Source organism: Tsukamurella pseudospumae (genome assembly GCF_001575205.1).
Lineage (GTDB): Bacteria > Actinomycetota > Actinomycetes > Mycobacteriales > Mycobacteriaceae > Tsukamurella > Tsukamurella pseudospumae.
The window spans coordinates 415,824-429,679 of sequence record NZ_LSRE01000012.1 but is presented as its reverse complement, the minus strand read 5'-3'; the positions used below and the strand labels follow the sequence as shown (position 1 = coordinate 429,679).

10 protein-coding genes are annotated in these 13,856 nt (G+C 64.7%); all 10 read right to left on the bottom strand.

Annotated features, from left to right (window positions below):
- The coding region (locus tag AXK61_RS10925; protein WP_139057782.1) for a helix-turn-helix domain-containing protein at positions 1-313 on the bottom strand (313 nt) is incomplete at its 3' end.
- Between the two features lie 108 nt (positions 314-421).
- Positions 422-2,599: an Eco57I restriction-modification methylase domain-containing protein gene (locus AXK61_RS25375; protein ID WP_331710556.1), complete on the bottom strand. Its 2,178-nt coding sequence runs from the start codon at positions 2,597-2,599 to the stop codon at positions 422-424.
- A gap of 31 nt (positions 2,600-2,630) precedes the next feature.
- Positions 2,631-4,457 carry a hypothetical protein gene (locus AXK61_RS25370; RefSeq protein ID WP_197466790.1) on the bottom strand — a complete coding sequence of 609 codons (1,827 nt, stop codon included), beginning with the start codon at positions 4,455-4,457 and terminating at the stop codon, positions 2,631-2,633.
- Positions 4,457-7,612 (bottom strand): DISARM system SNF2-like helicase DrmD, encoded by a 3,156-nt coding sequence (gene drmD / locus AXK61_RS10915; protein WP_068745300.1) that lies wholly within the window; start codon positions 7,610-7,612, stop codon positions 4,457-4,459. Before drmD ends, AXK61_RS25370 begins: the two co-directional genes overlap by 1 nt.
- 227 nt (positions 7,613-7,839) lie before the next feature.
- Positions 7,840-9,030, bottom strand: coding sequence for an elongation factor Tu (gene tuf, locus AXK61_RS10910; RefSeq protein WP_068573167.1), 1,191 nt, complete (start codon positions 9,028-9,030; stop codon positions 7,840-7,842).
- Between the two features lie 146 nt (positions 9,031-9,176).
- On the bottom strand, positions 9,177-11,282 hold the full coding sequence (gene fusA / locus AXK61_RS10905; RefSeq protein WP_068573165.1) for an elongation factor G: 2,106 nt from the start codon (positions 11,280-11,282) through the stop codon (positions 9,177-9,179).
- A gap of 86 nt (positions 11,283-11,368) precedes the next feature.
- A complete protein-coding gene (gene rpsG / locus AXK61_RS10900; protein WP_068533086.1) occupies positions 11,369-11,839 on the bottom strand; it encodes a 30S ribosomal protein S7 in 471 nt (156 codons plus the stop codon).
- Positions 11,839-12,213, bottom strand: a complete 375-nt coding sequence (gene rpsL / locus AXK61_RS10895) for a 30S ribosomal protein S12 (RefSeq protein ID WP_068522692.1) — start codon at positions 12,211-12,213, stop codon at positions 11,839-11,841. The genes rpsG and rpsL overlap by 1 nt, the downstream gene beginning before the upstream one ends.
- A gap of 346 nt (positions 12,214-12,559) precedes the next feature.
- Positions 12,560-13,438: a DNA-3-methyladenine glycosylase family protein gene (locus tag AXK61_RS10890; RefSeq protein ID WP_068745251.1), complete on the bottom strand. Its 879-nt coding sequence runs from the start codon at positions 13,436-13,438 to the stop codon at positions 12,560-12,562.
- Between the two features lie 9 nt (positions 13,439-13,447).
- Positions 13,448-13,837: a DUF5313 family protein gene (locus tag AXK61_RS10885; protein ID WP_068745249.1), complete on the bottom strand. Its 390-nt coding sequence runs from the start codon at positions 13,835-13,837 to the stop codon at positions 13,448-13,450.
- Between the last annotated feature and the right edge of the window lie 19 nt (positions 13,838-13,856).

Here is a 13,856-nt window from a genome sequence, read left to right as displayed (position 1 = left end):
ACACCGGGCGCAGGCCACGGTCCCGGATCTGCCGGGTCAGCGACGAATACGACTGCTTGAACCGCATCTCGACGAGTTCGTCGAACAGGGTCTGCGCCCACAGATGCGGGTCCTCGAGCAAGCGGCTGGTGACGTACTCGGCGAACGGCTCGAACGGGTCCTCGTCCCGGTGGCGGACACCCGGCTCGGTGACCCCGTTGAGATAGTTGCGGACGGTCTTACGGTCCCGTCCCAGATGACGGGCGATCGCTGAGATCGTCCACCCCTGCTTGCGCAGAGCATGTGCTTCCACGGTCTCTCCTTGTGTGAGCATGAACGAGCGGGGCCTCCCTCGAAGGGCTGGTGCGTGGTCAGAGACCACCAGCATCACGGGGAGGCCCCGCCCATTACTTGGCGGGTGCACACAAGTGGGGAGATTCAGTTAGCAGAACTGGGGAGAATCAACGAGCGCAGTCATCTCTTCAAGTAGTCGATCGAGGATCTCAACTCGGGCGGCGGGGCTGACCGTCCAACGCACCACTTTTCTGAACTCGTGAAAGCCATGCCCGGGATCTATGTCGTCGTACCCGTAGGCCTGAAGAACGACCCTGTCGAGCTGCACATGAATGTCACGAAGGTGCGCGACATCCGGGTCTGCAGCCCCAATGATCCCGGAGTTGTTCACCAAGTTATACAGCTTGGTGAGACCCAGGTCGCGACGAAGCATGATCTCACGACGGTCCTTGTCCAAAACTCGTCCGAGCCTCACGACATCTTCCGAGGGGACGGGGCGGGGGAACGTATCAAAGACATCCGATGGGGTGTATCGAGGATCGTTGCGCATCCCCGATCCGTAGGTGATCGCCCAGATCTGGTGCAGACTTGATGACAAGACTGCTTGGACACCGTAGTCATCGGTTGCGAACACTCCGAGCGCGTGGCTGAACACTTGGCCGGTAGACACCCTCATCGGCATGACAGTCTTGCTGACAAGTGCGATGACCAGCACTTCAGGTAAGGCTTTGATTGCTCTTCGAAGTGCAGGACGCTTGTCACCGTACTGCCACCACCGTTCAGGAAGTGGGCGTCGCAGCACGAATGCCCCATCTGGCTTTCTGCGTTGACGTTCGGGCCTCACGAGCTTCAGGACTCGATCGAACGGCTCCACGAACTCAGCCGCTCTCTCCTCGGGCCAGTCGTTGAAGTCGATGGCCCACCGTGACGGCGACGCGTCGGGACGGGAGTTGAGATCTTCACCGTTGAGGTACGGGAACAGCACCTCAGTGTTGCGCGCATCAGCGGCAATCCACAGTTGCGCCTCATCCGGCGTCAGGATGAAACCTTGGCCGTAGGGCTTCATCCCCTCGTAGGTCACATTCGAGTTCTCCGCCAAGCGGACAGGGGTTCCTGTGGCCCTTCCGGCCGGTTCGAGCAGGGTGCTGATCCGACGGACTGCCGCGTCATCGGATATCCGAGGGACTTCGTCAGCTACTGGTCCTACCGTTCCCCACACAGCTGCGTACTCCAGATTCGCGCTCGATGCTGGCCACGATCGAGACTGGATCGCTCGAGTGATTGTGAAGCCACTCGCGACCATTGCGTCCAGACTGACCTCGCGGCTGTCGCCCTGGGCGACCGTGTTCGTGGCGATCAACCCAAGCGTGCCCTTCGCCTGCAGCAGCGAGGTAGCGCGCAGAAAGAAGTAGGCCACGAGGTCCGCTCGGCCGCCGCTACCACCAGTTGCCAGAACCCCGGATAGCCACTCGCGGACGTTGCCACCCATCGCAGCGGAGATCTTGATTCCGCCGAGGAAAGGCGGGTTACCAATGACCGCGTCGAAGCCGCCATTATCGATCATGACGTCAGGAGCCTCGATCACCCAGTGGAGAGGTTGCCACCGCTCGTAGTCAGTCACGACTACCGGTGTCAGACCGAAGTCGATCAAAGACGAGAGGAACGCGTCGTCAGCCTTCCCCTTGTCCGGGAAAGCCTTGCCGACCGCAATGCGAAGGTTGTCGTATGCCTCGTTGAGCGCCTTGCCGGGCTTGCCTCCATGAGCCAGACCAACTGCCACCACTCCATTCGCGATCCGCCGAAGGTCGGTAGTGACTTGGCGGAAGTCAGCGAGTTGACGCCGTTTCGCTGCACTTGTCCGAGCCGGGTCGTCCTCGTTGATCTCCGTGAGGAGGGTGCGGCGCAGTTCTTTCGCACGATCAATGATCGAGTCGATGTCGACGTCGTAAGCGTAGTAGTCCGCCATCTCCGTCTTGACCTTTGGGTCGATGTGAAGACGACGCAGCTGGTCGAGGTCGGTCACGCCGAGGAGCGAGTTGCCGAGGAGGACCTTGTCGTCGACGAAGGAGAACGGCAGGTCGCGGTCGAGGGAGACGAGCCAGAGTGACAGCTTGCACATCTCGACGGCCATGTCGTTGATGTCGGCTCCGTAGAGGCAGTTGGCGACAACCTGGCGGATGGCGCGGGTGTAGAGGTCCTTTCGGGCAGCGTTGCTTGGATCCTCCGCGGTCCACGCCTCGACGACCCGTTCGGAGAGGTAGCGGGCGGCAGCCACTAGGAACGCCCCTGAGCCACACGCAATATCAGCGACTTTCAGACTCAGCAACTCGTCGGAGGACTTCAGCTTCCACTGCCCCTCATTCGCCGCCTGGTGCGGACCTGGCGAATAGCAGAGCGGCTGGAGCGCATGGAGAACTACGTCCTCGGCGAGCGATTTGGGCGTGTAGTGCGCACCCCGCGTTCTTGCGGGACGGGGTCTCCTTAACGATGAGTCCGCCGGCCGCGACAACGAAAGGGCGTTGGCGTAGGTCGAGACGAACGAGACCAAGCCACGGCTTCACACGATCACGCAGGTCGAAGTCGTCACCCACAGCCTGAGTCAGTGCGCTGACGACGCTCGGCTCGACGTCCGCGCTGAGCGCCTTGGCGATGGCCGCCGCCGAGGACGGCTTAGCCGACGGCTGGTCCCCCACTACGAAGGCGCGTATTGCCGCCGCAAGCTCCTTCGGATCGGTGTGACCGACCGCCAGCTCTTCGAGCTTCGCAAGCGGGATCTCTGGCTCCTCGCCGAGGGTGCCCCTCAGGCCGACGGTGACTTCGTCGGCAACGGCGGCGGTGTAGCCCAGGAGGCCCTCATAGATGTAGCCGATCTGCTCGACGTCAATGTCACGGAACGAGATCCGGCGGGCTTCACCCTTGATGTCGGCGACCTGCACCGATCGCAGGACGTGAAGCATTACACGGTCGGAGACCGTGATGGCGAGCGCGCCCTGCTCATTCGTGTCGGTGAGGAACGGGAAACGTGCTGGCTCGAACAGCGAACCGCCGTAGGCCGGCATTCGAAGATTCTCGAAGCTCGCCCCCTGATAGAGAGCCTGGCTGGTGGCGAGGAGCCGATGCCACGTGAGCGAGGTCGCGTCGAGGGCTTCCTCGCCTTCTTCTGTCTCGCGCGCAATGAGGCGTTCCAGTTCACGGGCAATGCCGTATCCCTGCTCGAACAGCTCGCCTGAAGGCAACAGACCGCGCTCCTCCGCGAAGAGCAGAAAGACGACGCGCATCATCACTGTAACGGCGGCCTCATAGCTGTCGTGGGTGCGCTTCGGGAGCGGGTCGGGCAGACCGCGACGCTGCGCGTCGACGGCGGACTCCGAGAAGGATTGGATAAGCAGCTCAACGGCCCGACGGACCTGTGCACCAAGGGCTTCGGTGATCTCCTCGGCCGCTGCGACCGACTCCTCGAATAGGATCGGAAGCCTCTCGGAAGAAGCGCCGCCGATGAGGTGCTGGCGTCCGATGAGGGCGAAGAAGGCATCGCGCGTGCGGGGTTCTTCGATCCACGTCAGGGCGTCGACGATTCCGGAAGCTGCCATCGCCCCTTCGCGGGCGCAGACGAGTCCCCACCAACGGCCGTCGGTGACGATGCCTATCGAAACGTTGTTCTCGCGGAGCATGACCTCGACGCGGTCGATGGCGTTGGCGGCCCACAGGTCGCCGGGTGTTTGACGCAGGGAGTCAACAGGGTCGATGACGTGAACGATCGCGCCGATGCCGTCATTGCCATTGAGCGATGCTTGAGCGCGGATCGTCACCGCTCGGTTCGGCGACTGTGCTTCAATGCCGGAGTTCTCTCCCCACGAAAGGGATTCGCCCCACCCGGCGACATCACGCAGGATCGTCTCGACCCATTTGTCGCGGGCTACGCCGTAAGAGTCCTGTGCACTCTCGGAGTCAGGGGTGCGGTCGAGCGCCTCCCATGCACCCTCGAAGTCCTTGCGGGCATCGACGAGTGCGGCCTTGCGGCCGTCGGCGAGGGTCGGCATCCCTTGGGGCCAAACTCGCTTCAGTGGCGGGACGGCGACAAAGGGGCCTTCCGTGTCGACGAGTTCGAGCCAGGCGCGATGCTGGTCGGCGGCATTGATGGTCCTGCCGCCACGCGTCGTGGCGGTCTTCTTGGGGCGTGCCATCACTCGCCCCACTCATCTGCGTCTGCGCGTGTCAGCGCGAATACCACCGCTGCTGCTGTGGTGTGAGGCTTGACATCGACGTAGCGGTCGGTGATGGCGGCGATCTCTCGCGCTTCTTCGTCGTCGAGTTCGTCGAGACGGCGGTTCATGGCGTCTATGTCACGTCTCCATTGGCGCATCTGGTCGGGGTCGCTGAACAACTGCCCCCGGGCCTCATTCTCCTCGGCCCGCAGTCGCGCGAGCGAGTCGCGTAGGTTCGCTCGGAAGGCCGCAAAGATCTCCCTCGCGCGTTGGATATCGGCGCCTTGGCGTCTGGCGAGTTGCTCAAGGACCAGCTCGTGCCGACGGCCGGCACGTGCTCGCATCGACTCCTCCAGCCGCAGACGCAGCGGCGCTTCGGGTACGTTCCAGAGGTCGCAGAGCTGCCCGCGGACACGGTCGTCTGCCACGGAGAGGCGGTCGTGGTCGAGCGCCTTGTCGAGAGCAGCCTCAGCCTTCTCCTCGGCCATCGCGCGGCGGCCTTTCAGTCGGACGCCGGCCAAGAAGACCTCTTCGTGGAGACGTACCCCTCCACGACCAACGAGCACCATACGGGTGACGGCGGCTACGAAGGATTCTTCGAGGTTGTCGACTACTACAGCGGTCACGCGGTTAAGAGGCGAGTCGACACTCCACAGCGAGCGACGCAATAGGCGCTGGGCCTTCTGCACGATCGGGTGCCCGAGATGCACGTATACGAGGTCTTCCGGCCCGACCGTGTGATCTCCCCCGCCAAATGCGGTGGAATCGAAGGTGATCGGCCGCAACTCGCCGGGACTGAGTCGCGTGTCGAGGCCTCGCAGGGTGTCGCGCCATCCGGTCGTCAGGCTTGGGACAGTGAAGATTTCGGCGTCCGTATCTTGGGCGAAGTCGTGGTTCTCGATCAGCGGCGACTGGTGATTGATCCGCAGGGCGGTGTCGACCACTCGGCGGAGGTTCGCTGGTTCAAGGTGCATCTCGGTGCGGGACTCGTCGTACCCCTGCTCCAGCTGGGTCAGGCGGGCATTGAGCTCCATGCCACCGGCGAGAGCAGAGTTGATGATCTCATTGGTGTCGATTCCCTTGGTCTTGGCTTTCGCCAGGGCGCGTTTGCCGAAATGGCCCTGAATCTCCTCGCCGACTACCTGGTTGGCAGACCCGAGGTCGTACTCAACCTGAGCAACTTTACGAGCAATGCGCTCCATGAAATTTAGGTCGACGGCGTACGTCGACGAGCCGACGATTGGTACGAAGTGGAAGACGTGCGGTTCATCGGTCTGGCCGTAACGGTCGATGCGACCAATGCGCTGTTCAAGACGTGACGGGTTGAATGGGATGTCGAAGTTCACGAGACGGTGGCAGTAGGTCTGGAGGTCGATCCCCTCCCCGGCGGCGTCGGTGGCGAGGAGCACCCGCACCGGCTCCTTTGTGGGGTCAGCGGTGAACTGCGAACGGATGTATTCGCGCTCCTCTGTCGGCGTCGAGCCCTGGATGACCGCGAGCCGATCGTTGGTGTAGCCCTTCTGATTGAGCACGCGCGCCAGCCAGTCGACCGTGTGGGCATATTCGGTGAAGACCACAACACGCTCGTTGAACCACGTCTTGCCGTCGGGGCGACAGACGGCGTCAAGGAACTCAATGAGCCCGTCGAGTCGCGAATCGGCGCGGCTCTCGTAGCCCAGTCCCCACTCCATGAGGGTTTCGAGCTGACCGGGTTCAGCAGCGACGAGCGGGTCCGAGCCCTTGGACTCACGAAGCTTCTCTGCCTCGTCCTGCTCCCACAGGCCCTCTTCCTCGTCGGACTGCCCCTCGCCGAAGATGTCGTCGTACTGGTCCTCGACCAGGCCGCGTCCAGCCCTCGATGCGATGTAGTGGCTGAGCGTCATACCGAACGCGAACGGGCTGGACAGGAACCGCTTCTTCAACAGCATCGTGACGATGTCGCCGCCCGCCTTAGTGCCGTTCTGCTTGGCACTCTTGGTCACGATGTCGTCGAGAAGCGAGAACATCTGCTGTTCAGAATCCGACGGTGTCACCTTGAGGGTGTTCACCTTGCGCTTCTTGAAACCCTTGCCGGACAGGTCCGTCTTCAGCCGGCGGACGGTGACGTCCTTTAGTGCAGCCGAGTCAAGGTTCGCACCGCGAGCGAAACGCCGGGGATCAATCATCTCCATCAGTGCGGTAAACGACTCAGGGTGGCCGTTGTGCGGGGTTGCGCTCAGAAAGAGACGGTGTTCGCACTTCTCCGCGAGCTGACGGACCGCAACAGTGCGCTGGGTGTCGACCGCATAGCCGCGCCCACCAGCAATGACCGAGGGGCTGGACGGTGCCACGTGATGGGCCTCGTCGACCACGAGAATGTCGAAGGCGTACCGTTTCCCAGACTTGGGATTGCTAGCCTGGGTGTAGATGTCGCGGAGCAGACGCTGGGCGCGGACCTGTGGCAGCCACGCCATGCTGACGATCACCCGCGGGAAAAGTTGGAATGGGTTGGCGTGTAGCCCGTGAGTTCGGCGCACGTGAGCCATCAGGTCCGAGTTGACGATAATGAACTCCAGACCGAACTTCTCGCGCATTTCGTCCCGCCACTTCAGCGCGAGACTTGGTGGACAGACGATGACGGCGGTGCGAGCGCGGTGGCGCAGGAGCAATTCCTGAATCACCAGACCGGCCTCAATGGTCTTACCCAGGCCGACATCGTCGGCGAGCAGAAGGTTGGCGCGTGGTGCACCGAGGGCACGGCGGAGCGGCTCGAGCTGGTACGCCTCGACGTTCACGCCCGACCAGAACGGCGCCTGGTAGCGGTTTGGATCCGCGCTGGTGACCGCGCCCCATCGCATCGCGTCGATGAACCCTGCCAGCGTCACGGGCTCATCGAACGCGTCAGCGTTGATGACATCTGGAAGCCCCTGAGCTGGTGTGACGGTATGCCCAACTTCGAGTTCCCATACGACCGAAAGTTGCTCGCCAAGCCGATCCTCATCAAGCGACTGGAGCTCCACAACGTGTGAAAGTTGCGCCGCGACTTCATCGGCCGGACTACGCGGAAGCCCTTGGACTCGCACGTTGGCAACTGCCCATGTGGAGCCCCGAACTTCGACGACTTGTCCGGCTTCAGGTAAGTGCGGCAAACCCATTCCATGCTGCGTATCCTGCCCAGCGCTGGCAATGGTCTCAGCCCGTGTCACCCTCACAACCTATCGGTTCCAATTGAAAACGGACAACTTTCCCGCAGGTGGAGCGAGTGCACTTGTGACGGCGCACCGTCGGGCCCGGGGAACCGCACCCGAGAAACCGTCCGGACATGCGAAAACGGCGCCCCTCCCCGAAGGGAGGGACGCCGTTTCAGCGTTGACTACCTAGATCAGGCGATGATCTTGGTGACGCGGCCGGCACCGACGGTGCGGCCACCCTCGCGGATCGCGAAGCGCAGGCCCTCGTCCATGGCGACCGGCTGGATGAGCTTGACGCTCATCTCGGTGTTGTCGCCGGGCATGACCATCTCGGTGCCCTCGGGGAGGGTCACGACGCCGGTCACGTCCGTGGTACGGAAGTAGAACTGCGGACGGTAGTTGTTGAAGAACGGGGTGTGGCGGCCGCCCTCGTCCTTCGACAGGATGTACGCCTGGCCCTCGAACTCCGTGTGGGGAGTGGTGGTGCCGGGCTTCACGACGACCTGGCCGCGCTCGACGTCCTCGCGCTTGAGGCCTCGGACCAGCAGGCCGACGTTGTCGCCCGCCTGGCCCGAGTCGAGCAGCTTGCGGAACATCTCGATGCCGGTGACGGTGGTCTTCGTCGACTTCTCGCGGATGCCGACGATCTCGACCTCCTCGTTGACGTTGACGATGCCGCGCTCGACACGACCGGTGACGACGGTGCCACGACCGGTGATCGTGAAGACGTCCTCGACGGGCATGAGGAAGGGCTTGTCGGTCTCACGCTCGGGATCCGGGATCGACTCGTCGACCGCGTTCATGAGCTCGAGGATCGACTCGGTCCACTTGGCATCGCCCTGCAGGGCCTGGTAACCCGACACGCGGACGACGGGGGCGTCCTCGTCGAACTCCTGCGAACCCAGCAGCTCGCGGACCTCCATCTCGACGAGCTCGAGGATCTCCTCGTCGTCGACCATGTCGCACTTGTTCAGGGCGACAAGGATGTAGGGCACGCCGACCTGGCGGGCGAGCAGCACGTGCTCACGCGTCTGGGGCATCGGGCCGTCGGTGGCGGCCACGACCAGGATCGCGCCGTCCATCTGGGCGGCACCGGTGATCATGTTCTTGATGTAGTCGGCGTGACCCGGCGCATCGACGTGAGCGTAGTGACGCTTCTCCGTCTGGTACTCGACGTGGGAGATGTTGATCGTGATACCACGAGCCTTCTCCTCCGGCGCCTTGTCGATCTGATCGAAGGCCGAGGCCTCGTTCAGGTCCGGGTACTTCTCGGCCAGAACCTTGGTGATGGCAGCCGTCAGGGTGGTCTTGCCGTGGTCGACGTGACCGATGGTGCCGATGTTCACGTGCGGCTTGGTCCGCTCGAACTTCGCCTTCGCCACTTGATGTCCTCCTGGACGTAGTGCTTGCGGGGCCGGTTGCCCTGCAAGGGTGGTTTCTTACTGGTGTTTTCGACGCCACGGCGGGGCCGTGAGTCTGACGCCGCGGCGGGAGCCGGGAAGCGCCACGCTCCGGAGAGCGGGGAGAACTACTCCCCGTTCACCTTCGCGATGATCTCCTTCGACACGTTCGCCGGAACCTCGGCGTACGAGTCGAAAACCATGGAGTAGTTCGCCCGGCCCTGGGTCTTCGACCGGAGGTCGCCGATGTAGCCGAACATCTCCGACAGCGGGACCTGCGCCTTGACGACGCGGGCACCACTGCGTTCCTCCATGGCCTGGATCTGGCCACGGCGGGAGTTGAGGTCGCCGATCACGTCACCCATGTAGTCCTCGGGGGTCGTGACCTCGACAGCCATGATGGGCTCGAGGATGACGGGGCCGGCCTTGCGGGCGGCCTCCTTGAACGCCTGCGCACCGGCGATCTTGAACGCCATCTCGGAGGAGTCCACGTCGTGGTACGCGCCGTCGAGCAGCGAGACCTTGACGTTCACCATCGGGTAGCCCGCGAGCACGCCGTACTGCATCGCGTCCTGCGCGCCGGCGTCGACCGAAGGGATGTACTCCTTCGGGACGCGGCCACCGGTCACGGCGTTGACGAACTCGTAGGTGACGCCGTCCTCGGCGTCCTCCAGCGGCTCCAGCTTGATGATGACGCGCGCGAACTGGCCCGAGCCACCCGTCTGCTTCTTGTGGGTGTACTCGTGCTTGTCGACCGACTTGCGGATCGTCTCGCGGTAGGCCACCTGCGGCTTGCCGACGTTGGCCTCGACCTTGAACTCGCGACGCATGCGGTCGACGAGGATGTCGAGGTGCAGCTCGCCCATGCCGCCGATGACGGTCTGGCCGGTCTGATCGTCGAGCTCGACGGAGAAGGTGGGGTCCTCCTCGGCGAGCTTCTGGATCGCGACGCCCAGCTTCTCCTGGTCGGACTTGGTCTTCGGCTCGATGGAGACGTTGATGACCGGGTCCGGGAAGGTCATGGACTCGAGGACGATCGGGTTCGCCGGATCGCAGAGCGTGTCACCGGTCGTGGTGTTCTTCAGACCGATCATCGCGTAGATGTGACCAGCGGTCGCATCCTCGACGGGCATCTCCTTGTTGGCGTGCATCTGGAAGAGCTTGCCGATGCGCTCCTTGTTGCCCTTCGTGGCGTTGAGCACGCCGGTGCCCGAGTCGATGTGACCCGAGTACACGCGGACGAAGGTCAGCTTGCCGAAGAACGGGTGCGCGGCGATCTTGAACGCCAGAGCCGAGAAGGGCTCGTCCTTGCTGGGCTTGCGCGAGAGGATCTTCTCCTCGTCGCCCACGGCGTGGCCCTCGATCGAGGGCACGTCGAGCGGGCTCGGGAGGTAGTCGATCACGGCGTCGAGCATGGGCTGCACGCCCTTGTTCTTGAACGCCGAGCCGCACAGCACCGGGTACAGCTCACGCGAGACGGTGAGCTTGCGGATGGCGCCCTTGATCTCCTCGACCGAGAGCTCCTCGCCGGCGAAGTACTTCTCCATGAGGGACTCGTCGGACTCGGCGACGGTCTCGAGCAGCTTCTCGCGGTACTCGGCGGCCTTGTCGACCAGGTCGGCCGGGATCTCCTCGATCGTCGGCTCGGCACCCGTCTCGACGACGCCGCGCCAGGTGATCGCCTTCTGCTCGATCAGGTCGACGACGCCGTCGAAGGCATCCTCGGCGCCGATCGGCAGCTGCAGGACCAGAGGCTTCGCGCCGAGGCGCTCCTCGATGGTGCGCACGGTGAAGTAGAAGTCGGCGCCCAGCTTGTCCATCTTGTTGACGAAGCAGATACGCGGGACGTCGTACTTCTCGGCCTGACGCCAGACCTGCTCGGACTGGGGCTCGACGCCCTCCTTGCCGTCGAAGACGGCCACGGCACCGTCGAGCACGCGGAGCGAGCGCTCCACCTCGACGGTGAAGTCGACGTGCCCGGGGGTGTCGATGATGTTGATCTGGTTGCCGTTCCAGAAGCAGGTCACGGCGGCGGAGGTGATGGTGATACCCCGCTCCTTCTCCTGCTCCATCCAGTCGGTGGTCGAGGCACCGTCGTGGGTCTCACCGATCTTGTAGTTCACACCGGTGTAGAACAGGATGCGCTCGGTAGTGGTGGTCTTACCGGCATCGATATGCGCCATGATGCCGATGTTGCGGACCTTCGTGAGGTCGGTAAGCACTTCCTGTGCCACGGTGGTAAGCCTCGTTCTCGTTAAAGGATGGTTGGAACTCCGGTGACCCGGGCCGACCGCCGTGGGGCGGCCGGCCCGGGATCAAGTCACCAGCGGTAGTGCGCGAACGCCCGGTTGGCCTCGGCCATCTTGTGGGTGTCCTCGCGACGCTTCACCGAAGCGCCGAGACCGTTGCTCGCGTCGAGGATCTCGTTGGCGAGACGCTCGATCATGGTCTTCTCGCGACGCTGCCGCGTGAAGGTCACCAGCCAGCGCAGCGCGAGGGTGTTGGCGCGACCGGCCTTCACCTCGATCGGCACCTGGTAGGTGGCGCCACCGACGCGGCGGCTCTTGACCTCGAGCGACGGGCGCACGTTGTCCAGCGCCTTCTTCAGCGTGAGGACCGGATCGGTGCCGGTCTTCTCACGGGTCGCCTCGAGGGCGCCGTAGACGATGCGCTCGGCGGTGGACTTCTTGCCGTCCAGGAGCACCTTGTTCACGAGCTGGGTGACCACGGGCGAGCCGTAGACGGGGTCATTGACGACGGGGCGCTTGGGCGCCGGTCCCTTACGAGGCATCAGCCCTTCTCCTTCTTCGCGCCGTAGCGGCTCCGCGCCTGCTTGCGGTTCTTGACACCCTGGGTGTCGAGCGAGCCGCGAATGATCTTGTAGCGAACACCCGGGAGGTCCTTCACACGACCGCCGCGGACGAGCACCATCGAGTGCTCCTGAAGGTTGTGGCCTTCACCGGGGATGTACGCGGTGACCTCGACCGAGCTGGTCAGGCGGACGCGGGCGACCTTACGAAGCGCCGAGTTCGGCTTCTTCGGGGTCGTGGTGTAGACGCGGGTGCAGACGCCGCGACGCTGCGGCGAGCCCTTGAGGGCGGCCACCTTCGTCTTGGACGCCTTGTCCCGGCGGCCCTTACGGACCAGCTGGTTGATAGTCGGCATAGAAGCGCTGTTTCCTTCGTTTCGGCTGTCGCCGGCCGTGCGGCCGGCTTGTTCCTACTGCTGCGGTTGTAGCTCCGGGCAAGCGCGCCATCCATCCGGGGATGGAGGACGACTTCCGCAGCGCGGCCCCACCGGCTTCCGCGGCTCGCGCCGTTTCCGCTGGTCAGTCCCGTTTCCGGGAAGTAGCTACCCGCCTCGCACGTACCCCGAGGTCGGGCGTGTCGCGCATCTGTGGGCGGTTCCGGTCACCCGGCCTACGCACAGACACGTGAGATCGTCCTGATGTTCATCAGGCACGGCTCCCCAGCTTACCGTGCTGAACTCACCATGGTCAAAAGAGTTGCCCTCACCACGCCCGGTAGTCCCGGACCGGCACGCGCGGGCCCCGTCGTTCGCGGTCCACCCCCGCCCGGACGAGCAGCTTGACGACCCGACCGCGCTGCCCTCGGTAGGGCTCGAGGACCTCGAGCATTCCGGCATCGTCCAACGCCGCGCCCGTCAGGCCTATTCCCACGATCCGCGGCAGATGGTAGTCGCCCACCGGAACGGCGTCCGGGTCGCCGCAGGCCCGCCCGAGCAACTCGCCGACGGTCCACGCACCGATGCCCGGCAGAGCGCCGAGCCGCTCCGGGCGGTGCTCGACCTCGACGGCGCTCGCGCCGACGATCGTCCGCATCCGCACCGGCTCCACGCCGGCCCGGTGCCACTCCCAGTCCGGGATCGCGGCCCACCCCTCCCGAGGCGGCGGGACCCGCAGGTCGGGCCGCCCGTCCGGTCCGGGGGCGACGGTGCCGTGTCGCCGCAGCAGGTAGCGCCACGCCCGGAACGCCTCGGCGCCGACGACCTTCTGCTCGAGCACGGTGGGGACCAGGGTCTCCCACACGCGGTTCGACCTGGGCAGGCGCAGTCCCGGCGATGCCGCGACGGCCCGCTCGACGATCTCGTGCCGCGGCACCAGGGCAGACGGGTCGTCGTGCGCGCCGGCCATCGCGGGCGCGTTCTCCAGCAGCCAGGACGCGCCCATCCCCCACGCCTGCGCCGTGACCACGCCGCCGACCAGGCGCATCCGCAGCGTCCCTGAGCCGTCGGGCGTGTGCACCGCGCGCCACAGCGCACCGTCGGGCGTGCGGGCGTACGCCGGGTCCCCCGCGCCCCGGCGGAGGGCGCCGACGGTGCCGTGCAGGTCGAGCACGTGGCCCGGTTCCCATGAGCGTTCTGCCGTCACCCGGCGAGGCTACGCCGCCCGGTGCCGGTACTTGTGCTCGTAGACCTCCGCGCGCCGCTCGTGTTCGGCGAGCTGCTTGCCGCTCTCGATGTGCGGGTCCAGCCCATTGTCTGCGAGGAGTTCCTGCAGGTAGATGCTGCGCAGACCCCCGAGGAAGACGATGGCCGGCAGCGCCATCATCGCGATCAGCGTGAGCTTGACCCACAGCGGCGAGGGCAGGAGCAGGGCGACGACGAGGAAGGGCACGAACATCAGGGCCCCGCGGGTGAAGTAGCGACGGTTGTGGCCGGGGCCGGTGGCGTCCCGGATCACCCAGTCGTTCATGGACTCGGGCAGGCGCATGCCGAGGAGGTACTTCACCCGCTCGAGGAAGGTCGGTGTGGTTCGGGTAGTGGACATGCCCCCAGATTACGCCGTT